The 21,976-nt window shown below is 70.8% G+C and carries 14 protein-coding genes; 12 read left to right on the top strand and 2 right to left on the bottom strand.

The genetic code is table 11. The annotated features are described in order from the left end of the window. Window positions 1–132: 132 nt before the first annotated feature. Window positions 133–1,326 carry a ferritin-like domain-containing protein gene (locus tag HUT19_RS34165; protein ID WP_176184129.1) on the bottom strand — a complete coding sequence of 398 codons (1,194 nt, stop codon included), beginning with the start codon at window positions 1,324–1,326 and terminating at the stop codon, window positions 133–135. Next, on the bottom strand, window positions 1,323–2,819 hold the full coding sequence (locus tag HUT19_RS34160; RefSeq protein WP_217712309.1) for an MFS transporter: 1,497 nt from the start codon (window positions 2,817–2,819) through the stop codon (window positions 1,323–1,325). Before HUT19_RS34160 ends, HUT19_RS34165 begins: the two co-directional genes overlap by 4 nt. A 718-nt stretch (window positions 2,820–3,537) precedes the next feature. Here HUT19_RS34160 and HUT19_RS34155 point away from each other — a divergent pair. From HUT19_RS34155 to HUT19_RS34100, 12 genes are all read left to right on the top strand, one after another. Further along, on the top strand, window positions 3,538–3,840 hold the full coding sequence (locus HUT19_RS34155; protein WP_254885928.1) for a hypothetical protein: 303 nt from the start codon (window positions 3,538–3,540) through the stop codon (window positions 3,838–3,840). A gap of 928 nt (window positions 3,841–4,768) precedes the next feature. Next, complete coding sequence (locus tag HUT19_RS34150) at window positions 4,769–6,247, top strand: sugar transferase (protein WP_176187622.1); 1,479 nt, start codon at window positions 4,769–4,771, stop codon at window positions 6,245–6,247. A gap of 73 nt (window positions 6,248–6,320) precedes the next feature. After that, entirely contained in the window at window positions 6,321–7,646 is a 1,326-nt protein-coding gene (locus HUT19_RS34145) for a nucleotide sugar dehydrogenase (protein WP_176184128.1), read from the top strand. Further along, a complete protein-coding gene (locus HUT19_RS34140) occupies window positions 7,636–8,901 on the top strand; it encodes a glycosyltransferase family 4 protein (RefSeq protein WP_176184127.1) in 1,266 nt (421 codons plus the stop codon). Before HUT19_RS34145 ends, HUT19_RS34140 begins: the two co-directional genes overlap by 11 nt. Next, on the top strand, window positions 8,898–10,295 hold the full coding sequence (locus tag HUT19_RS34135) for a Wzz/FepE/Etk N-terminal domain-containing protein (RefSeq protein WP_176184126.1): 1,398 nt from the start codon (window positions 8,898–8,900) through the stop codon (window positions 10,293–10,295). Before HUT19_RS34140 ends, HUT19_RS34135 begins: the two co-directional genes overlap by 4 nt. After that, window positions 10,292–11,821: a Wzz/FepE/Etk N-terminal domain-containing protein gene (locus tag HUT19_RS34130; protein WP_176184125.1), complete on the top strand. Its 1,530-nt coding sequence runs from the start codon at window positions 10,292–10,294 to the stop codon at window positions 11,819–11,821. Before HUT19_RS34135 ends, HUT19_RS34130 begins: the two co-directional genes overlap by 4 nt. 3 nt (window positions 11,822–11,824) lie before the next feature. Then, the gene (gene asnB / locus HUT19_RS34125; protein ID WP_176184124.1) at window positions 11,825–13,759 is read left to right on the top strand and encodes an asparagine synthase (glutamine-hydrolyzing); all 1,935 of its coding nucleotides are present in this window, start codon (window positions 11,825–11,827) and stop codon (window positions 13,757–13,759) included. Window positions 13,760–13,776: 17 nt separating this feature from the next. Then, window positions 13,777–15,966, top strand: a complete 2,190-nt coding sequence (locus tag HUT19_RS34120) for a bi-domain-containing oxidoreductase (protein WP_176184123.1) — start codon at window positions 13,777–13,779, stop codon at window positions 15,964–15,966. Continuing rightward, window positions 15,963–17,948, top strand: a complete 1,986-nt coding sequence (locus HUT19_RS34115) for an alginate lyase family protein (protein WP_176184122.1) — start codon at window positions 15,963–15,965, stop codon at window positions 17,946–17,948. The genes HUT19_RS34120 and HUT19_RS34115 overlap by 4 nt, the downstream gene beginning before the upstream one ends. Window positions 17,949–17,956: 8 nt before the next feature. Next, window positions 17,957–19,477: a right-handed parallel beta-helix repeat-containing protein gene (locus HUT19_RS34110; protein ID WP_176184121.1), complete on the top strand. Its 1,521-nt coding sequence runs from the start codon at window positions 17,957–17,959 to the stop codon at window positions 19,475–19,477. A gap of 1 nt (window position 19,478) precedes the next feature. Next, on the top strand, window positions 19,479–20,729 hold the full coding sequence (locus tag HUT19_RS34105) for an O-antigen ligase domain-containing protein (RefSeq protein ID WP_176184120.1): 1,251 nt from the start codon (window positions 19,479–19,481) through the stop codon (window positions 20,727–20,729). Next, window positions 20,702–21,955 (top strand): glycosyltransferase, encoded by a 1,254-nt coding sequence (locus tag HUT19_RS34100; RefSeq protein WP_176184119.1) that lies wholly within the window; start codon window positions 20,702–20,704, stop codon window positions 21,953–21,955. The genes HUT19_RS34105 and HUT19_RS34100 overlap by 28 nt, the downstream gene beginning before the upstream one ends. The last annotated feature ends 21 nt before the right edge of the window (window positions 21,956–21,976 follow it).

Raw genomic sequence — 21,976 nt, 5'->3', positions numbered from 1 at the left:
CGGTGTCGACTGGGAGGCTGCTGATGTCTCGTGAGCCTGTTGGCGCGACGTCAGGAGGCGTGCGACGGCGGAAATTGCACACGTCTTCTGGTCGAAAACATCATGGAACAGCACAGACCACATAACCGGGTGCTATATGAGCGAGCGGAGCTTGCCCTTGATGTCCCTGGCCGACTCGATCGAGTCGTCCTCGACCAGGCGCCGCACCATCTGCAGGACCTTGGCGTCGGCCGCATCGGTGGCATCGTCCTTGATCATCTCGATCCGGCGTATGCCCTTTGCGGAGGTGGAGTGCGGATAGAAGTGTCCGGCCGGGTGCTTGAGGCCCTCGCTGCGGTCGGCCAGCCAGACGTACGCCATCTTGAGCGCGGCGATCTGGCTCTCCCGGTTGCTGTCGCACAGTTCCTGCGTGAAGACGAAGAACGCGCGGGCGTGCCGGGACTCGTCACGGCCGAGCAGCTTCCAGATTCCCCGGACGACCGGCTCCTTGGTCTCGGCCGCGAGGCACCGGTACAGCTCCGCGGCGCGGGCCTCGGAGATGATGTTCATCGTGAGGGTGCCGGCCCGGGTGTCGCCGATCGGGTACGGCTCGCGCTTGTACAGCGCGTGCTTGGAACGGACCTTGATGCCCATCTTGTCCAGGCAGCGGGCCTGTACCAGCGAATGCCGGGCCTCTTCCGCACCCCAGCTCAGCGCCCAGGAGGAGAAGCTGGTCTCCCCCTCCCACTCGCGCAGGAAGTTGTGTGCGCCGGGCAGCGTGCCGAACTCGATGATGGCGGCCTCGGTGAGGAAGTCGACCTCCTCCGGGCTCATCAGCTCGGGGTTGAGACGATCGAGGTCGAGCTCGCGCCAGTCCCAGCGGGTGGTCTCGAACCAGTCGAAGATCTTGTTCCAGGTCATGTCGAGATAGAAGTCGGTGTAGAGCGGGTCGAGGATCAGCGAGTGGTAGGCCCGCAGACCTATCTCGAGCGTGTCGGTGAAGCCGAAGCCGTCGAAGGCTGCCGGGGCCAGGATGTCCTCCACGTCCAGCGCCTCGGCCCAGCCGGGAACGGGCCCGCCCGCGGCGTCGCCGACGACGTACACCCGGGTCTTGGTGAACTGCGCCATACCGCGCAGCTTTCGTACCGCTGTGGGTATCGAGGTTCCGCTGCCCCCTATGTAGGCGGCGGCCAGCTCAGTGCCCGGCTCGAGTTCGTGCAGATAGCGTTCGAAGGTGTCCGGCCGGGACCGGTCGAGGCCGATCTCTCCGAAGCGAGCCAGGGACAGCTGCTCATCGAGAGTGACTCCCGGCAGACAGTCGACAAAGACAACGCGTTTACCGCTCATGAGGTTTCCCTTCGCAATAAGTGGTCTTCGAGCTCTTCGGCGGGCCCGCCGGAAGTCCGCTGTGCGGCGGGCCGCGGTGTCATTCCCAGGGCCGTCACGGCACCGAGCAGCATGAGCACGTCGATCGCGATCCAGGCGTGGACGAAGGCTCGATGCGTCTCGTCGTAGGTGAGCGGAGTGCCGAGGATCGCGACCAGCACGCTGATCCCCAGCACGCTGCCGATCTGTCGGCTCATGTTGACCACGGCGCTGCCGGTGGAGAACCGGGACTCCGGCAGGTCCGACGTGGCCGACGCCAGAATCGTCGGAAGTGCGAAGCCGACCCCGGCACCGCCGATCAACCAGCCGGGGAGCAGCTCGGTGGCGTAGTGCGGGGTCCGGCCGATGCTGAGCGTCAGCATCACCACCCCGATGGTGCAGATCAGGCAGCCGAGCGCGGTGACCGCACCCGGTGTGAAGCGCGTCACCAGCTTTCCGGCGACGATCGCCGCGAGCGGAACCATGAGGGGCCCCGGGGCGATGCCGAGACCGGTCCGCAGCGGGGAGTAGTGCCACACCTGCTGCATCCACAGAATCGCGGTCAGCAGGTTCGCCGCGAACGCCGCGGTGAAGGCGAGCGCGGCGAGATTCGACCAGGCGAACGCCCGTACGCGCAGAAGTGCCGGTTCGACCACCGGAGAGGGGTGGCGCTGCGAACGGAACCAGAACACCGCGATCCCGGCGACCGCGCCGGCCAGCAGGACGGACGTCCGCGCCGCGGACCACTCGTTGATCTTCACGAGGCCGAGCGCCAGCAGCCCGATGGAGGCCGTCAGCAGACCGGTCCCGATCAGGTCCGGCAGTCGGCGTGCCCGCTCCTCCCGCGACTCGGGCAGGATCCGGACGGCCACCAGCAGGGCCAGCACTCCGACCGGGATGTTGACCAGGAACACCCACCGCCATGACGCGCTGACCAGCAGCCCCCCGAAGACGGGGCCCGCCGCGGCGGCCAGCGCGGCGCTGGCGGACCACACCCGCACCGCGCCCTGTCGCCTCTCCGGCGGGAAGACCGAGAGCAGCAGGCCGAGACTTGCCGGGGTCAACGCCGCCGCCCCCACGGCCTGGAGCACCCGGAAAGCGACCAGTGCCCACAGGCCGGTCGCGGTGGCGCAGGCGGCGGAGGCGGCGGTGAAGAGCGCCAGGCCGAGCAGGAATACGCGCTTGCGCCCGAGGCGATCGGACAACCGGCCGAGGGGCACCAGGAGTGCGGCAAAGACGATCGCGTAGCCATTGAGCACCCAGGAGAGATCCGACAGCGTGGCGCCGTCGAAGTCCTGGCTGATGGCGTCGAAGGCCACGTTGACGATGAACAGGTCGAGTCCGGCGACGAACGCGGCCACCGAGAGGACCACCAGCGACAGGCCCAGCTTCTGCGGTGTGACGACCACCGCCGACTCCGGGAGTGACCGCGCAGGCTCCGGTTTCGGCTGATCAGGGCCAATCTGTGTGGACACGGAGAGCGACTCCCGTCAGACGCGGGCGGTGACCGACGGAGGCTGCCGCCGTCCGCCGCTTTCGGGTCTCATCCCATGCGTGGCGGGTCGTGTGTGCAAGCGCCCGCGGCAGGGTCGATCCGTACCGCCGTCGCAAGAGGGCCTTTGGTGGGAGGGTGCACTGCTACTCAGGTAGGAGTGCGGTACGTCTTCCCTCGTGTCTCCTCCGCGGGTTGCGCGCACACGTCGGCCACGGCTCCCGGGGAAGCGCGCCGCCACGTGACGGCCCGCGCGAGTTCCTTCGGGGCGAGTCCCGGAGGCGCGTGTCATTTCGCAGCGGGCGGCCAGGATCCGATGAGCCGGACGGCGCTGGACCGCCCGGCCTGCGATCCGCGGCTGCGGGGGTAACCCACGGCGGTGGGCCACACGGGCTTCGGCAAACAGCCGTCGAAAGGGGGCAATTCAACGGCACCCGTGCGGTCGGCGCTGCTGGAGAGGTGTCCGTGGACGGTGTCGTGATCGGCCGTGGCTCAATGTCCGCGCATGGGGGGAGTTGAGCGACCGGTGCCGGACGGGTTGTGGGAGATCTTCCAGGATGTGGCGCCGGGGCTCGCCCGGTGAGGGATGACATCGCCGTCCGGACGCGGCCGGCGGCGGGCGGGTGGACGCTGGAGTCATGGTCGCGCGACCAGCCGTGCCGGCGCCCGACACGCGACCTCTGTCAGGGCGGGGGCGTATCGTGGCCGCCGTCCCCGCGCTCGCGTTCGTGCTGTGGGGGCTGCCGTTCTTCTTCCTGGCCTCGGCCTACGTCGCCCGCTCCGCCTCCAACACCGCCTCTGTGCACGCCGGGCTGCCGGCCGTGATCACCGTGGTGATGGTCTGGATCATCGCCGTCTTCGACCTGACCGGGAGCGGCATGCCCAACGGGCCACTGTGGGCCCAGTTCTGCTCCCTGTTCGGCGGCCCGCTATCGGTGACCGGGCTCTCCCTGTGGGAGCTGCGCCGACTGCGTACGAACCACGGCGTGACCATACGCGGCTGAGACATCCCACCATTCGGGTGCTCGCTGCCGTGCCGCGCAGCCGCTGGCCAAGGATGCGCAGGTCTTGGCGTTGCGGCACGAGAGCGCGGTGTTGCGCTGCCACATCGCCCGAGTCCGCTGCGAGCCCGGCGACCGAATCCGGCTCGCCGTCCTTTACCGGCCGGTCCCGCGGGAACGTTGGCGGGACATCTGCCCACCCGCGGTGCCGGATGGACTCCCCGCGGTTCCTCCTCCGCGACCGGGACAGCAAGTACACCAGCGCCTTCCACGCCGTTCCGGCAGCAACCATCCGGCCAACGGCGCTGACATCCAGGCCCACGGAAACGAACGACGGCCCGTCCTCGGCGGGCTGCTCAACGAGTACCGCGGGCTGCCCGAAGCAATGGTATCGCCGCAGCTCACAGCACCGACCCGGATGTTCGAGCGACGCAGGCCGGGCGGGCCGCTGGAGCACGCGGTGGCGGCAAGGCACCCCGTAGGCGGCCACCCATCGGTGGATCCAGTCAAAGTTTGGGCACAAATTACACACATCATCTCTTCATACTGGCCCGCCGATGGTCTAGATTGACCGTGCTTCAGCTGTTCGGAGACGAGCCGACCCGTAATGATCTATAGGTCCTGATCAATTCTTGGAGCCCGGGAGAGGGCCTTGGGTGTGGGGAGCACCCGAGGTTTCGACGGGCCCCGTGCACCTCGAGAGTCCGGCAGGACATGCGAGTCCGCTGCCGCCAGTGGGGGTTGTTCACGTAGCTCTGAGACAGCCGACATGTCATGCACCGGGGGGCGGGGGCCCTCCGCGGAAGGAACGGCGCGGCGCGGGGGGCGGGGGCCTCCCGAGGGGAGGAACAGTGCGGGGGGCGGGGGCCTCCCGGGGGGAGGGACAGTGTTAGGCGAACACGTCGAACCACTGGGGACCTGGGGGGGGTCTGTGCGGAAAGGGGTATTAGTCAGCCCGTTTCCGTCGGCGCGCGAGCGTCTGGCGAACGAGGCAATCAGCCAACCCGCGATCGATTGGGAGCAGCGGTACCGCCGTACCGTGATCACCAGCGACACCGTGGCCACCGCCTTCGTGGTGGCGGCGATCGGCAACTTCTTCGGGGCCCGGGACGCGGCCAACTGGCACGAGAAGTGGGGAATTCTCGCGTTCGGCACCGAGCTGCTGGTGCTGGGGGCGCTTGCGGTGAGCCGGTCATGGGCTCCGGCCGTGCTCGGCCAGGGCGCCGAGGAATTCCGCCGGCTCGGACGCGCGCTGTTCACGGCGACCGTCGTACTGGCGCTCGGCGGCATCGCCCTCACCTCGCGCAACATCAAGCTCTGGATCTTCGTCGCGATCCCCGCGATCGCGCTCGTCACCATGACCGCGCGGTATCTGCTGCGCCTCTGGCTGCACAAACAGCGGAAGGAAGGACGGTGCCTGCGACCGGTGCTCGCTGCCGGGAGCCTGGCCACCGTGCGCGACCTGATCACCCGAACCCGCAAGTTCCCGCACCTCGGCTGGCGGGTGGACGCCGTGTGCACGACGGACGGTCTCGGGCTCGACGGTGACCAACTGGACGGAGTGCCGGTCGTCGGCCGACTGACGGACGTCGCGGGCCACGTCCACCGCGACGGCTACCGAGTCGTCGCGATCACACCGGATCCGCATTGGTCACCGGACCGGCTGCAACGGCTTGCCTGGAGCCTGGAAGGCAGCGAGGCCGAGATGGTCGTGGCCCCCGTGCTGATGGAAGTGGCCAGCCCGCGGCTGCACATCGACGCGGTGCTCGGGATCCCGCTGCTGCGGGTCAGCATGCCGACCTTCACCGGGGGCCGCCGGGCGGTCAAAGGGGTCGTCGACCGGATGGGCGCGGCGATCCTGCTGATGCTGTTCGCGCCGCTGATGGTGTTCGTCGGACTGCTCGTGCTGGTGGACAGCCGGGGTGGGGCGTTCTACCGCCAGCGCAGGGTCGGCAAGGACGGCCGCGAGTTCACCATTCTCAAGTTCCGCACCATGGTCGCCGGGGCTGACGGGGCACGTGCCGAGCTGGCCGACCGCAACGAGGGCGCCGGCCTGCTGTTCAAGCTCCGCCGGGATCCGCGGGTGACCCGGGTGGGAGCAGTGCTGCGCCGGTACTCGATCGATGAGCTCCCGCAGCTTTTCAACGTGCTCACCGGATCGATGTCGCTCGTCGGTCCGCGGCCTCCGCTACCGGAGGAAACCGCTGCGTACGGCCCGGACATCCGGCGCCGGCTGCTGGTCAAGCCCGGACTCACCGGCCTGTGGCAGATCAGCGGACGCAGCGACCTGTCGTGGGAGGAGGCGGTCCGGCTGGACCTGCGGTACGTGGAGGACTGGTCGCTCGCCCTGGACACAGTGATCTTGTGGAAGACGCTGCGTGCGGTGGTCTACGGGCAGGGGGCCTACTGATGCGCGGAGGTCATCGTCCGGCCCGCGCGCGGACCGCAGGCCCGGAGGGCCTGCCTGGGGGGAGGAACGGGTCATGAGAGTCAGCGTTTTCGGGCTCGGCTATGTGGGCTGCGTGTCGGCCGCGTGTCTGGCCGGCATGGGTCACGAGGTCATCGGGGTGGACGTGAACCAGGTGAAGGTCGACCTGGTCAACGACGGCAAGGCCCCGGTGGTCGAGGAGCGGATCGGCGAGCTCATCGCCGACGTCGTGCGGACCGGAGCGTTACGCGCCACCGGCGACGTCCGCGAGGCGATCATGGGCAGCGAGGTGTCGCTGGTCTGCGTGGGCACACCGTCCGAGCCCAACGGCAGCCTGTGCACCACGTACTTGGAACGCGTCACCGAGCAGATCGGCGCCGCGCTGGCCGAGGGGGCCGAGCAGGGGGGCCGGCACACCGTCGTGTTCCGCAGCACCATGCTCCCGGGCACCTGTCTGAACCTGCTGGTACCGCTTCTGGAGAAATACGTCGGCGGCACGGCCGGAGTGGACATCGGGGTCGCGGTCAACCCGGAGTTCCTGCGCGAGGGCACGAGCGTGCGGGACTTCTTCGACCCGCCCAAGACCGTCATCGGCGAGCTCGACCCGGCAAGCGGTGATGCGGTGATGGCGCTGTACGACGGCTTGCCCGGCGAGGTGTTCCGGGTGCCGGTCCCGACGGCCGAGGCGATCAAATACGCGGACAACGCGTTCCACGGCCTCAAGATCGGCTTCGCGAACGAGCTGGGCGCGGTGTGCCAGGCGCTCGGGGTGGACTCCCACCAGGTGATGGACGTGTTCCTGGCCGACCGCAAGCTGAACATCAGCCCCGCCTACCTGCGGCCCGGCTTCGCCTTCGGAGGCTCCTGCCTGCCCAAGGACCTGCGCAGCCTGGTCCACGCGGCGCAGCGGGCCGATGTCTCGGTGCCCATCCTGTCCCACGTGCTGCCCTCCAACGCCGACCATCTACAGCGCGCGGTGGAGCTGGTCGAACGGGCCGGCAAGCGCCGGGTGGGCCTGTTCGGGCTGTCGTTCAAACCCGGCACCGACGACCTCCGTGAGAGCCCGCTCGTCGAGCTGGCGGAGCGACTCTTCGGCAAGGGGTACGACCTGAAGATCTACGACGCCAATGTGAGCCTGTCCCGGCTGCTCGGCGCGAACCGCGAGTACATCGAGACCCGGCTGCCGCACCTCGCGCAACTGCTCGCGGACTCCGTCGACGAGGTGCTCGACCACGCCGAGGTGTGCCTGGTCGGGACCAAGGATCCGGCCGTCCTCTCGGCGCTGCCCCAGGGCGGCGGACCGTTGATCGTCGACCTCGTCCGCCTTCCCGACGCCGAGGCGCGCCGGGCCGAACCGGGGTACATGGGCCTTGCCTGGTGACACGACCAGCGGCCACGGTCCGGGCCGTCGCGCGCTGATCCTGGTGGAGAACCTGTCGGTGCCGTTCGACCGGCGGGTGTGGCAGGAGTGCACGACGCTGCGCGACGCGGGCTGGAAGGTGAACGTCATCTGCCCCCAAGGGACCAAGCGGGACACGGAGTTGGAGGCGGAGGTCGACGGGGTGCGGATCCACCGCTACCCGTTGCGCGCGGCCACCGGAGGGCCGACCGGCTACCTGCGCGAGTACGGATCGGCGTTGTGGCATACGGTCCGGCTGGCCCGGAAGGTCGGCCCGGTCGATGTGGTCCACGCCTGCAATCCGCCCGACCTGCTGTTCCTGCCGGCGCTGTTGCTGAAGCGGCGCGGCACGCGGTTCGTCTTCGACCAACACGACCTGGTACCCGAGCTGTACCTCTCCCGGTTCGGCCGCGGCAAGGATCTGCTCTACCGCGCCGTGTGCGCATTGGAACGGCGGACCTACCGGGCCGCGGACGTCGTGCTCGCCACGAACGAGAGCTACCGGGACGTCGCGGTGCGCCGTGGCGGTCGACGACCGGCGGACGTTTTCGTGGTGCGCAGCGCGCCCGACATCGACCGGTTCCACCCCGTACCGCCCGAGCCCGAGCTGAAGCGCGGCAAGCCTCATCTGCTGTGCTACCTCGGCGTCATGGGCCCGCAGGACGGCGTCGACTACGCCCTGCGAGCCCTCGCGAAACTGCGCGACGACCTCGGGCGGACCGACTGGCACGCGGTGTTCGTCGGCGCCGGCGACACCTTCGACGCGATGGTGGAGCTCTCCCGGCGGCTCGGGCTCTCGGAGCAGGTGCAGTTCACCGGGCGCGTACCGGACGCCGATCTGGTGCGCTACCTGTCCACCGCGGACGTGTGCCTCTCCCCCGACCCGCGCAATCCGCTCAATGACGTGTCGACCATGAACAAGGTCCTGGAGTACATGGTGATGGGCCGGCCGATCGTCTCGTTCGACCTCCGGGAGGCGCGAGTCTCCGCCGGTGACGCCGCCGTCTACGCGTCCGCCAACGACGAAGCCGAGTTCGCCGAGCTCATCGCGCTGCTGCTGGACGATCCGGAGAAGCGGGCCCACATGGGCAAGATCGGCCAGGAGCGGATCAGCGGGTCGCTCTCCTGGCGGAACTCGCAAGCGTCGCTGCTCGCCGCCTACGCCGCCGCCTGCCGCGACCACGCTCCGGTGTCGGCGGGCGCCCCGGACCGGGCAGGGCGGAGGCCGCGCCGTTGAGCGATGACCCGATACGCCTGGTCACGATCGGGCGGATTATCCGCCGGCGCTGGCGGCTGCTCACCCTCCTCGCCGTGGTGGGTGCGCTCGTCGGATACGGCACTTCTTTGCTGTTTCCGCCGCGCTACACGACGTCGGCGTCGGTACTGCTGCCGGGGGCGTGGGAGGAGCGCGAGCTGCTGACGCAGACGGAGATCGCGACCAGTTCGGTGGTGGTCGACCGCGCGGCCGCCACGCTCGGCTGGACCGGGGTCAGCGGCAGCGAGCTGCGGGATCGGGTGAGCGCCAAAGGCACCGACGGGAACATCATCAAGATCTCGGGCACGGCCGAGACACCGGAGCGCGCACAGCAACTCTCCGACCAGGTGGCCCAGCAGTTCGTCACATTCGCCGCGCGGATCGTGGACGACAACACCGATCCCGAAGCGGCGGCGCAGCTCGAGGAGCTACAGCAGATGGTGGTGCAGACCAGCCGCCGCATCACCGAGCTGGCCGACGCGGCCGATCCGGGGCAGACCGTGGAGGGCGTGCAGACCCGCACCGAGCTCGAGAAGCTGCGTACCTCCATGCAGGAGGCCATCAGCAAGCTGGACGAGGCCGACCCGGCTGCCACCAAGGCCAACATGGTCGTCATGGGGCCGGCGGCCCGGCCGGCCGGCGAGGCACCACCGACGAGGACGCAGCTCATCGTCGCCGGGGCGCTGCTGTTCTTCCTGCTCGCGGTCATCGGCCATCTCACCGCCGCACGGATGAGCCGCCGGCTGCGCACCCAACCGGAGATCGCCGCGGCGCTGGGCTCGGTGCTGCTGGGTACCGTCGACGTACCTGGTGAACGGCGCGCGCACCGGCCGGAAGACCGTGGCCCGTGGGCCCGGGTCCGCCGGCTGCTGGGCGTCGACATCCGGTGGGACATACCGACCCCGCAGACGTCCGGCGACGAGGCCAGCAGGCAGATCCGCTACCGGCGGGTGTGCGCCCGCCTCCGGGACCAGGCGTCGGCCCCCCAGCGGCTGCTGGTTGTCGTCCCGGACGGCGACGAGATCGCCCGCCGGGCCGCCGGGCAGCTCGCCGCCGAGGCCGAGAGCGATCCTTCCCCCACCTCTTCGAGCGGGGGATACCCCATGCTGCGGGTGGTGGGGGTTTCGGTGTCCCAGCCGATGGTGCCGGACCGCGGCGACGAGTCCGGTGCCCTGGTCGTGCTGAGCGCGGGCAGCTGGACCGCGGGGGAGCTCGCCGGCATCGCCGAGGCGTGTGCGGACGCCAAGCACGAGGTCGTTGGCATCGTCCTCGCCGGCACGGTCCGGGCCCGTTCGTCGCGGACCGCGGGCCATGCTCCGCGTCACGCCACGCCGGCGATGGCGGTTGGCGACGACGCGAGGGGAGGTTCGGTGTGACGACGGGCAGGACTTCGGAGGCGTCGGCCGCCGCTCCGCTCCTTGATTTGCAGGCGCTGGTGGTGGCGGTGCGGAGGCGGCGCCGCCTCTGGTGCTCCCTGGCGCTGCTGGGGCTGCTCGTCGGCGTGGCGGCGGCGGTCCTGCTGCCCTCGCCGCCGACCGCGGTGACCAAGGTCCTGGTCACGCATCAGGAGGACCAGCCGAACGACCCCGGAACGCTGATCCGCACCGATGTCGCGCTGCTGCACACCACGCGCATCGCCGACAAGGCCCTGCGGTCCCTCGACTCCCCGGAAACACCGGAGGACTTCATGCAGGACTACCGGGCCATCGGCTTGACCAACAACCTGTTGCAGATCAATGTGACGGCTGACAGCGACGCGGAAGCGGTGACCCGGGCCAAGGCGCTGGCCGACGCGTTCGTCGCGGACCATGTGAAGCGGATGCGGGAAGCCGCGAAGGCCGAGGCCAAGGCTCTGCTCGACCAGCGTGACCGTATGCGAAACCAACTCGCCAAGGTCAACAAGGCGATCGGAGACCGGTCACCGGAGAGCGACCCGAAGGCGTCGGCGGGCATCGAGTCGCTCTTCGCCCGCCGGGCCGAACTCACCTCGCGGATCGCCGATTTCGACCAGCGCGCCGAGGAGGCGCGCGTCGGCACGCCCAAGCTCCTCGTCGGCACACAGATCGTGGACGCCCCGCGCGCGGTGAGACACTCCCTGCCCGAGGCCGCTGCCACCAACGCGGCGATCGGGCTCCTCCTCGGGCTCGTCCTCGGGCTCGCGGTGGCCGCGGTCGGCGCGGTGGTGGCGGACCGCCCCGTGCTGCGCCGGGAGATCGCGGCGAACCTCGGCGCCTCGGTCATCGCGGAGCTGCGCCGTGTGCCCCGCCGGTCGACAAGGCTCTGGCAGCGCCGACGGATCCGCGCGGCACGGATAAGGCTCACCACGTCCCTGGCCCGTACCGTGCGCCGCTCCGCGGAACCGGTGTCGCTGCTGGAACTGGGCTGTGCGCACAGCACGAGCGTGATCGCCCTGAACGTCGCCAGGGCGCTGGCGGCGGAGGGGCCAGTGGTCATCGTCGATGGTCTGCCCGGCCCGCAGCTCGCCAACAGCCGCCGGCGGCCAGGAGACCCGGCCGTGGTCAGCGGCGAGCGTGCCGCGGCCATGCCGCGGCAGGTGCGCCGGCTCGGCGTCGGCTCGGTCGCGCCCGGCACGGCGTGGACCGACCTCCAGTACCTCGGCACCCAGACCGTGCTCGTCGTACGTGCCGGGCACGGCAGCGCCGCATGGCTGCACACCGTGGCGCGGCAACTCGCGGACCAGCTCATTCCGGTGATCGGTGTGGTGCTGATCGACCCCGATCCGCGTGACCGGACCGACGGCACTGTGTGGGACGGGCCGCACACCGCGCTGCGCGGCCAGAACGAGCGGCTGGCCCGACAGAACGGGACGGGCGGGCGGCGGACGGAGCGGCTGCCGATGTGGGCGGCACGGGTCCCGGACAGCGACCAGGAGGCGCGGTAGGACATGTGTGGCATCGCAGGCACGTACCGATGGCCGGACGGGAAGGTCGTGACCGACCGGCTCACCGATACCCTCGCCCACCGCGGTCCGGACGCGGCGGGCCGGTACAGCCACTCCGCCGGTGGCGGCGAAGTGCACCTCGGGCACCGTCGGTTGGCCATCATCGACCTGTCCGGGACCGGCGCCCAGCCGATGGTCTCGGGCGGCCTCGCCCTGACGTACAACGGCGAGCTGTACAACGCGCCCGAACTGCGTGCCGAGCTGACGGCCGCGGGGGTGCGCTTCCGCGGTACCTCCGACACCGAGGTGGTCCTCGAGGCCTGGCGGCGCTGGGGGACGGACTGCCTGCCCCGGCTGCGCGGCATGTTCGCGTTCGCGATCTTCGACGAGCGAACCGGTGACCTGGTGCTCGCCCGCGACCAGCTGGGCATCAAGCCGCTGTTCCTGCTCCGGCGCGGCGAGGGTCTGGTGTTCGCCTCCGAACTCAAGGCGCTCGCCGCCGTGACCGGCGGGTCGCTGGAAGTGGACCATACGGCGCTGGTGGCCTCGCTGTTGTACTACTGGGTGCCGGACTCGCGCTGCGCGTTCCGCGAGGCGGAGAAGCTGCCGCCGGGGAGCTGGCTCAGGTGCCGGGCCGACGGCCGGGTGGAGCGCGGCCGGTACTGGAACCTGAAGGACGTCGCCGCCGAGGCCCGGGAGCGGGCCCGGAGCGGTGAACAGCCGGACCTGGCCGCCATCGTCGAGGAGTCGACCCGGCGGCATATGCTCTCCGACGTACCCGTGGCGACCTTCCTCTCCGGCGGTCTCGACTCCAGCTATCTGACCGCGCTGGCGGCCCGCCACCAGCCTGGGATCTCCGCTTACACGATCGGGTTCCGCGCCGAGGACGCCAGGTTCGAGGCGATGCCGGACGACCTGCGCTACGCCCGGCAGGTGGCCGAGCGGTTCGGCGTCGACCTGCACGAGATCGAGATCGCCCCGAATGTGCTCGACCTGCTGCCGCGGATGACGTACCACCTGGACGAGCCGATCGGCGACCCCGCCGCGATCAACACGTTCCTGATCTGCTCGGCCGCCCGGGAGGCCGGGGTCAAGGTGATGCTCTCGGGGATGGGTGCCGATGAGCTGTTCGCCGGTTACCGCAAGCACCTGGCCAACCTGCTCGCGCTGCGCTACCAGCGCATCCCGCGGCCCCTGCGGCGCGGCCTGTCCGCGACCGTGGACCGGCTGCCGGTCGCCACGGCCCGCCGGGGGTACCGGTCGGTGCGCTTCGCGAAGCGGTTCCTCTCCTTCGCCGATCTGCCGGAGGAGACCGCGTTCCGGCGCAGTTACACCATGTACGACCAGGACGAGCTGCTCGCCCTGGTCGATCCGGACCTGGCCGGGACGGTCGAGGACGTGCTGAGGGAGCATGCGGACATCTACCAGGACAATGACCTCGACGACTTCGTCAACCGCATGTGCCTGGGCGACGCCCGGATGTTCCTGCCGGGCCTGAACCTCACGTACACGGACCGGTCGAGCATGGCCGCGTCGACCGAGGTGCGGGTGCCGTATGTGGACGTCGAGGTGGTGAAGGCGGCGTTCGCCGTGCCGGGCAATCGCAAGATCGTCGGACGGCAGGGCAAGGCCGTCCTCAAGGAGGCGGCCGGCTCGATCCTGCCCCGGGAGATCGTGTACCGGCCCAAGGGCCTGTTCAGCGCCCCGCTGCGCGCCTGGATGAGCCGGGATCTGGCACCGCTGGTGCGCGAGGTGGTGAACGACGGCATGCTCGTCCGCTCCGGCTTCCTGCGCCGCGACGCGCTGGCGCGGCTCGTCGCCGAGGACGCCGCGGGGCAGCGGGACTTCTCCAAGCATCTGTGGCATGTGCTGACCCTCGAGTACTGGTATCGCGGCGCGACCTCCGGGTCCGGCCAGAACTCCCCCTTGACGGCGTAGAGACAAGAGGACTTCGGGTGAAACAGGTTGTTCAGAACTACAAGAACGGCGAGCTGGCGGTGCTCGAGGTGCCGGTACCGGGGTGCAAGCCGGGCGGTGTGCTGGTCCGCACCGCCTACTCGCTGATATCCACCGGGACCGAGCTCATGAAGGTGTCCGAGGCCGGCATGTCGATGCTGGGCAAGGCCCGTTCCCGGCCGGACCAGGTGGCCAAGGTCGTGCAGAGCGTGGCCACCAACGGGCTGCCCGCCACCTACCGCAAGGTGATGGGCAAGCTGGACTCGTACACGCCGCTGGGTTACTCGCTGTGCGGGGTGGTCGAGCAGGTCGGCACCGGGATCGACGATGTGAAGGCCGGCGACCTGGTGGCCTGCGCCGGCAACGAGCACGCGCTGCACGCCGAGCTGAACTGGGTGCCGAAGAACCTCTACACCCCGGTGCCGGACGGCCTCGCGCCGCGCCACGCGGCCTTCGGCACCGTCGGGTCGATCGCGATGCAGGGCGTCCGCCGCGGCGAGCCGCAACTCGGCGACGTGGCGCTGGTCATCGGCCTCGGGCTGATCGGGCAGTTGGTGGTGCAGCTCCTTGCCGCCTCGGGGGTCCGCGTCATCGGGGTCGATCCCGACCCGGTGCGCTGCGAGCTCGCCGAGCGCCTGGGCGCGGCGGCCTGCGGCGATCCCGCCTCCGCGGCCGTGGAGAACTCCGTCGCCGAGCTCACCGGCGGTCACGGCGTGGACCAGGTGTACCTGGCCGCCGGCGGCGGCAGCAACCAGCCCGTCGAGCTGGCCGCCCGGTTGAGCCGGGACCGCGGCCGGGTCGTCGACATCGGCAAGTGCCGCCTGGATCTGCCGTGGAACGCGTACTACGAGAAAGAGCTCGACGTCCGGTTCTCCCGCTCCTACGGCCCCGGGCGCTACGACCCGGAGTACGAGCTCGAGGGCCGGGATTACCCGATCGGCTATGTGCGCTGGACCGAGCGCCGCAACCTGGCGTGTTTCCTCGATCTCCTCGCCCGCGGCCGCGTGGACGTGGAGCCCCTGGTCTCCCACACAGCCGACTTCGCTGACGCCGTCGAGACGTACCAGCGACTGAAGGACGGCGACCTGAAGGCCGTGGCCGTGCTGTTCCGGTATCCCGGGCACCCCGACCACGCCGTGGAAGCGGAGGCCCCGGTGGTGGCCGTGCCCGCGGTGCGACGCGGCGGCGGAGTATCCACCCGGGCCCGGTACGCCAATGCGTCGGTGCGGCTGGCGTTCGTCGGCGCGGGAAACTACGCGACGTCGATGCTGCTGCCGCACCTGGAACGGCGCGACGGCGTCGAGCTGGCCACGGTCGTCACCACGACGGCGCTGTCCGCGGCCAACGCGAAGCGGAAGTTCGGCTTCGCCGAGGCGACCACCGATCTCGACGCCGTGCTCGGCGACCCGTCCATCGACGCGGTGTTCGTGGTCACCCGCCACAGCTCGCACGCCGAACTGACCCAAAGGGCGCTGCGGGCCGGCAAGGCGGTGTTCGTGGAGAAGCCGTTGGCACTGAACCAGGACGAGCTGTCCGGCGTGCTCGCGGCGGTGGAGGAGTCCGGCAACGACCGGCTCCAAGTGGGCTTCAACCGCCGGTTCGCGCCGCTGTTGCAGGAGGCCAGGAAGCGGTTCGGCGCCCGGACCGGTCCGGCGAGCCTCCGCTACCTGGTCAACGCGGGCCGCCTCGAGCACGGCAGCTGGTACCTCCGGCAGGGCACCGAGGGCACGCGGTTCGCCGGCGAGGGCGGGCACTTCATCGACACGGCGAGCTGGCTGCTCGAGGCCGACCCGGTCTCGGTGTACGCGGTCGCCACGCCCGGCAATGAGGATCTACAGGTCGTGCTGCGCTACCCGGATGGGTCCACCGCCACCATCGCTTACGTCACCACCGGATCGCCCGGTTTCCCCAAGGAGACGCTGGACCTGATCGCGGACGGCAAGGTGCTGCGGCTCGACGACTTCGTCCGCGCCGCCGTGTACGGCCCTCAGCGCTGGGTCAGCTCGCGGCTGCCCAAGGCCCGGGACAAGGGCCAGTCCGCCGAGCTGTCCGCGTTCATCAAGGCCGTGCGGACCGGCGGGCCGATGCCGGTGCCGCTGGAATCGCTGGTCGCCACCACGGCGGCCACCCTCGCCGTGCAGGCCGGCCTGGCCGGCGGCGCGCCGGTGACGTTGGCGAGGGCGCGATGACGGTGAGCTCGGGGAGTCCGGGCTGGTACCTGCGGCGGCTGTCCCGGATGGGACCGCGGGAGGTCGGCGGCCGGATGGGCGACGCGGTGCGCAGACGGCGGTGGCGGTCGGCGCGGCCGGACTGCCCGAGCGTGACCGGCGCCCGGTTCACCGCGGTACTGCCCGCAGGGGCGATCGCCGCGGTGCCACCGGACGCCGCGAAACGGCTCATCGCCGAGGCGGACCGGCTGATGGCCGGGCACGCCGAGTATTTCGGGGTGGACCGCGACGACCTGGCCGACCCGGACTGGTGGTACGACCCGAAGACCGGGCGCCGGGCTCCGTGGGGCTACGCCTTCGACGTGCCCTACCGGAACGAGGACGCGGTCGGGGACATCAAGCAGATCTGGGAGCTGTCCCGGCATCAGTACCTCACCGTGCTCGCCGCCGCCTACGCGATCACCGGGGACGAGCGGTACGCCGAGCGAGCGGCTGAGCACCTGCGGTCCTGGTGGGCGGCCAACGCGCCGCTGCGCGGAGTGCACTGGACCAGCGGCATCGAGCTGGGGATCCGGCTGCTGTCCTGGGTGTGGATCCGCCGGCTGCTCGACGGCTGGCCGGGCGCGGCCGGGCTGTTCGAGGACAACCCGGTGGCGCTGAACCAGATCTGGCACCACCAGCGCTGGCTGGCCGCCTTCCCCAGCCGGGGGTCTTCGGCGAACAACCACGTCATCGCCGAGGCCGCCGGGCAGTTGGCCGCGGCCTGCGCGTTCGGGTGGTTCCCCTCCTCGGCGCGTCTGCGAGCCGACGCGCTGCGGTCGCTGGAGCGGCATCTGCGCGGCAACACCTTCGACTCCGGGCTCAACCGCGAGCTGGCCACCGAGTACCACGGACTGGTGCTGGAGCTCGGCCTGGCCGCGGTGGCCGAGGCGGATACCGCCGGCGTGCCGGTCCCCGCGTCGGTCCGGCTGGTGCTGCTGCGGATGACCGACGCGCTCGCGGCCATCGTGGACAGCCGGTTGCGGCCGCCGCGTCAGGGGGACGCGGACGACGGGCACGGTCTGGTCGTGGACGGCGCGGGCACCGACCGCTGGGCCTCGCTGCTGGCCACCGGGGACGCCGTGTTCGGCCGGCTCGCCTGGTGGCCGGCGGTGACCGGGACCGATGTGCGCACCCCGCTGCTGGCCGCGCTCATCCGGCCGTACGCGGAAAAGGGAACCGCACCGGACGTGACCCGCCCGGCAAGCCGACCGACGCACTTCGCCGACGCAGGGCTCACCATCCTGCGTGGTCCGGAAGAGATCTGGTGCCGCTGCGACGGTGGTCCGCACGGATTCCTGTCCATCGCCGCGCATGCTCACGCGGACGCGCTGTCCGTGGAGGTCCGGCACGACGGGGTCGACGTGCTGGCCGACCCGGGGACGTTCTGCTACCACGGGCAGCCCGAGTGGCGGCAGTACTTCCGGTCGACCCTCGGCCACAACACCCTGCAACTGGACGGCGGTGACCAGTCCGTCTCCGGCGGCCCGTTCCTGTGGACCCGGCATGCCCGCAGCCGCGTCCTGGCCGCGGACACATCCGACGCCTCCGACGGGGGGACAGCACGCTGGTGCGCCGAGCACGACGGTTACCAGCCCTCCGCGCACCGCCGCCGGGTGGAGCTGACGGCCGCGAGCCACGAGCTGAGGGTGGTGGACGAGGTGCGCGGCCCGCGCCGGGCCGTGCGCCTGGCGTTCCACCTCGGCCCGGCGATCGCCGCGGACCTGGTGGGGAACCGGGCAGTGCTCACCTGGACCCGGGACGGCGAGGACCGCTCCGCGGCGCTCGACCTGCCCGGGCAGCTGTGCTGGCGGGCGCATCGCGGCGAGAGTGACCCACCGCTGGGCTGGTACTCCGCCGGCTTCGGACGCAAGGAACCCACCACCGCGCTGGTCGGCACCGGCTTCACCGACGGCACTGCGCTGTTGGGGGAGTTCACCACCGTACTCAGGTTCCGCGGCTAGGGGGGCGCGTGGGGACCAAGAGGCGGCACTGGGCGTTGGCGGCGGCACCGCTGGCGCTGGCCCTGCTGGCGGCGGCCGGCTGTGAGAGCACACCGGGCGCGCGGCCAAAACCGACCGCCGCGCCATCCACGTCCGTGGCCCGGGTGTGCGCCAAGCCCGCGGCCGGTCCGGCGAAGGCACCGGCGGGCGCGGTGACGGTCGACCCCGCGGTCGCCGGTGACCTGGCTGCGAAGACCAAGAGCAGCCCTGCGAACACCACGTTCTGGCTTCGACCGGGCAAGCACCGGCTCGAGCCGGACCGCTACGCCCAGGTCATCCCCAAGGAGGGGAACAGCTACCTCGGCGCGCCAGGCGCGGTGCTCGACGGCCGGAAGACCAACCAGTACGCGTTCGGCGGCACCGCCCGCGACGTCACCATCCGCTATCTGACCGTGCAGGGTTTCGTCGCGCCGCAGAACGAGGGCGTGGTCAACCATGACTCGGCCGACGGGTGGGTGATCGAGCACGCGACGATCCAGCACAACTCCGGCGCCGGGCTGATGGCCGGTGCCCGCCAGCGGGTCCGCGCCAGCTGCCTGCGCGGCAACGGTCAGTACGGCATGAACGCGTACAAGGCCGACGGCCGTATCAGCGGCCTGGTGGTCGAGGGCAACGAGATCGTGGGCAACAACACCGGCGACTGGGAGCGGCGGCGGAAGGGCTGCGGCTGCACCGGAGGCGTCAAGTTCTGGGCCGTCAACGGCGCCGACGTACGCGGCAACTGGGTGCACGACAACCGCGGAGCCGGGTTATGGGCGGACACCAACAACAACGACTTCCGCATCGAGGACAACGTGCTCGAGGCCAACGACGGCGCCGCGCTGATCTATGAGACCAGCTACAACGCGGTCATCCGGAAGAACACGATCCGGCGGAACAACTGGGTCGAGGGCCGCAGGTACGCCGACCGCGGCGACCCCTTCCCGCTCGCGACCATCTACCTGTCCGAGTCCGGCGGCGAACCACGGATCCGAGCCCGCACGGACAAGATCGAGATCTACCGGAACGTGCTGGAGAACAACTGGTCCGGAATCATCCTGTGGGAAAACGCCGACCGGTTCTGCAACAGCCCGGCCAACACCTCGTCCGGTGACTGCACGTTGCTGGTGAAGAACACCGACCGCTGCGCACAGCCGGCCATCGCCACCGCACCGCTCTACGCCGCCTGCCGGTGGAAGACGCAGCGGGTGGACATCCACGGCAACCGCTTCGTGCTGGACAAGTCCGTCGTCGACTGCACGGTGAAGTGCGACCGAATGGCGGTGCTGGCCAACTACGGCACCTATCCGGACTGGTCGCCGTACCAGGGCGAGCGGGTGGCCGAGGCGATCACCCGCAAGCAGCACAACCGCTGGCACGACAACGTCTACCTCGGACCATGGAAATTCGTCGCCCACGACCCGAGCCGGATACTCGACTCCGGGCAGTGGCAGGGTACGCCGTACCAGCAGGACGCGGGCAGCACCTTCCGCGCACGGGACGGTGGTTGAGATGAGCCCAGACCACACGGACCACACGGACCACACGTCGAAGGTCGTCGGGACAGTCTGGGGGCTGCTGGTCCTCAACACGCTCGGCTCCGCGGGGGCGAAGACCATCATCCCGCTGCCCCGCTCCCTCATCCAGATGGTCACCATGGGCGCCCTGGTCGCCGCGTTCGCGCTGGCGCTCGCGGTCAATCTCCGGCTGCGCATCCGAGCCAGCGCCTTCGTGTTCCTGCTCACCCTGCTGCTGGTGTCGAGCGTGATCTCCAGCGCGAACCTGGAGTCCGGGTTCGGCGCGCTGTTCCGCTGCGCCCGGCTGGCTCTCTTCGTCGGCACGCTGTGGCTGCTCAGCCGCTGGTGGGACGGCGGCCTGACGTTCGTCCGGCGCCACATCCGGATGTACTTCGCGGTGCTCGGGTCGGTGGCCGCCGGCCTGCTCATCTCGCCGGGCGCCGCCATGCCCGAGCTCTACGGCGGGCGGCTGGTCGGCGCGTTGTGGCCGCTCACTCCGCCGCAGATCGGACAGTACGCCGCGGTGATCATCGGGCTCACCGTGCTGCTCGTACTGGGCCGCCGGACCACCAAGGGCAGCGCGGCGGTGGTCATCGTGCCGTCACTCGTCCTGCTCGCGTTGACCCATACCCGGACGGCCACGCTCGGCCTGCTCATCGGGCTGGTGGTGGCGATCGGCTCGCTCGTCCTGACCAGCGCCGCCGCCCGCCGGTTCTTCGCCTGGGCGGTGCTGTGCGCCATGGTGGCCGCGGTGGCGTTCGCCTCCGCGCTACAGGCGTGGTTCCTGCGCGGACAGAGCAAGGAGAACTTCTCCAGTCTCACCGGTCGGGCCAAGGTCTGGGACGCCCTCCTCGCAGCCCCCCGGACCACCTCGGAGGAGTTGTTCGGCATGGGCCTGGGCGACAAGTCGTTCGGCGGGCTGCCGATCGACAACAGCTGGCTGGCCGTTTACCACGAGCAGGGTATGACCGGCGTCGCCTTGGTGGCGGCGATCATCATCGTGCTGGGCGGCGTCGCGTTGCTGCGGCCACCATCGCTGTCGAGGGCCTGCGCGATCTTCCTGATCAGCTACTGCGCGATCGCGTCGTACACCGAGGCCGGTCTTGGCGACGCCTCGCCGTATCTGCTGCATCTCGCCGTGGCCGCCTCACTGTTGGCGGCACCTGCCGCGGCCACTCCCCTCTCGGTGCCCGACGTCCCTCGACAACACATCCCGCGATGGGCCCGGAGATCGGAGGTGACCTGACCATGCACGGCGTTCACGTCCTCGTAGTGCACAACCGCTACGCCTCGGCGCAGCCGAGCGGGGAGAACAAGGTCGTCGACCAGGAGGTGGCACTGCTGCGCGGGGCAGGCCACCGGGTCGAGGTGTTCGAGCGGCGCAGTGACGACATCGCCGCCCGGTCCCTGCTGGGCAAGGCCGCGGTACCGCTGCTGGTGCCGTGGAACCCGGCGGTCCGCGCGGAGCTCGCCGCCCGGCTTCGCGACCATCGGCCGGACGTGGTGCACATCCACAACGTCTTCCCGCTCCTGTCGCCCGCGGTGCTGGCCGCCTGCGCCGACGCCGGTGTGCCCGCCGTCGCCACCCTGCACAACTACACCCAGGTCTGCCCGCCCGGCACACTTCAGCGGAACGGCCGGCCGTGCACCGAGTGCGTCGGGTCCGCGCCGCTGCCCGCCGTCCGGCACGGCTGCTACCGGAGCTCCCGGCTGGCGACGGTGCCGCTGGCGGTCAGCCTGTCGGTCAACCGGCGGCGGTGGTGGTCCGGCGTGGAGCGGTTCTTCTGCATCTCCGCGGCGCAGCGCGATGTCCTGGTGCGGGCCGGCATGCCGGCCGAGCGACTGGCGGTGAAGCACAACTTCGTCCCGGAGCCGGGCACGTGCCGAGAGGGCGTCGGTGAGCATCTGCTCTATCTCGGCCGGCTCGCGGAGGCCAAGGGCGTGCGGCTGCTCATGGCCGCGTGGGACGGGATCGCCGCCGACGGCGGTGTGGGCGTGCCGCTCGTGGTCGCCGGCGCGGGGCCACTGGAGCGAGAGGTGGCCGCCTGGGCGGCGGGCCGGGACGACGTGCGGTACGTCGGCCTGTACGACCCGGCGGAGTGCCGGAAGGCCCTCGCGCGGTCGGTCGCCGTGGTGGCTCCCTCCACGTGGCTGGAGGCGTTCGGCCTGGTGGTCGTGGAGGCGATGGCGGCGGGGGTCCCGGCCGTCGCCGCCGGTCACGGCGCCTTCGTCGAACTTGTCGAGGACGGAGTGACTGGACTGCTGCACCGGCCGGGCGAGCCCGCCTCGCTCGCGTCCTGCCTGCGCCGGATCACGGCCGACCAGGCCCGCAACCGGGAGATGGGCCAGGCGGCCCGGCGCCGTTACGAACGGGACTTCAGCCCGGCCGTCGGGCTGGAGCGCCTGGAGGAGGGGTACCGCACCGCGATCGCGGGTCGGTCCGGCGGGGCGGGGACAGCCCGCCGCCGGTAGGGGACAAAAGCACTGGCTCGC

The sequence above is a fragment of the Streptomyces sp. NA02950 genome, from assembly GCF_013364155.1.
Taxonomy (GTDB): domain Bacteria; phylum Actinomycetota; class Actinomycetes; order Streptomycetales; family Streptomycetaceae; genus Streptomyces.
Note: the sequence above shows the minus strand (reverse complement) of the source record. Positions and strands in the feature narration are given on the sequence as shown.

What these genes read in the sequence shown, in the direction of transcription:
- HUT19_RS34165 (WP_176184129.1), bottom strand. Translation starts at nt 1,326, where the DNA reads ATGAGCGGTAAACGCGTTGTCTTTGTCGACTGTCTGCCGGGAGTCACT.
- HUT19_RS34145 (WP_176184128.1), top strand. Translation starts at nt 6,321, where the DNA reads ATGAGAGTCAGCGTTTTCGGGCTCGGCTATGTGGGCTGCGTGTCGGCC.
- asnB (WP_176184124.1), top strand. Translation starts at nt 11,825, where the DNA reads ATGTGTGGCATCGCAGGCACGTACCGATGGCCGGACGGGAAGGTCGTG.
- HUT19_RS34115 (WP_176184122.1), top strand. Translation starts at nt 15,963, where the DNA reads ATGACGGTGAGCTCGGGGAGTCCGGGCTGGTACCTGCGGCGGCTGTCC.
- HUT19_RS34105 (WP_176184120.1), top strand. Translation starts at nt 19,479, where the DNA reads ATGAGCCCAGACCACACGGACCACACGGACCACACGTCGAAGGTCGTC.
- HUT19_RS34100 (WP_176184119.1), top strand. Translation starts at nt 20,702, where the DNA reads ATGGGCCCGGAGATCGGAGGTGACCTGACCATGCACGGCGTTCACGTC.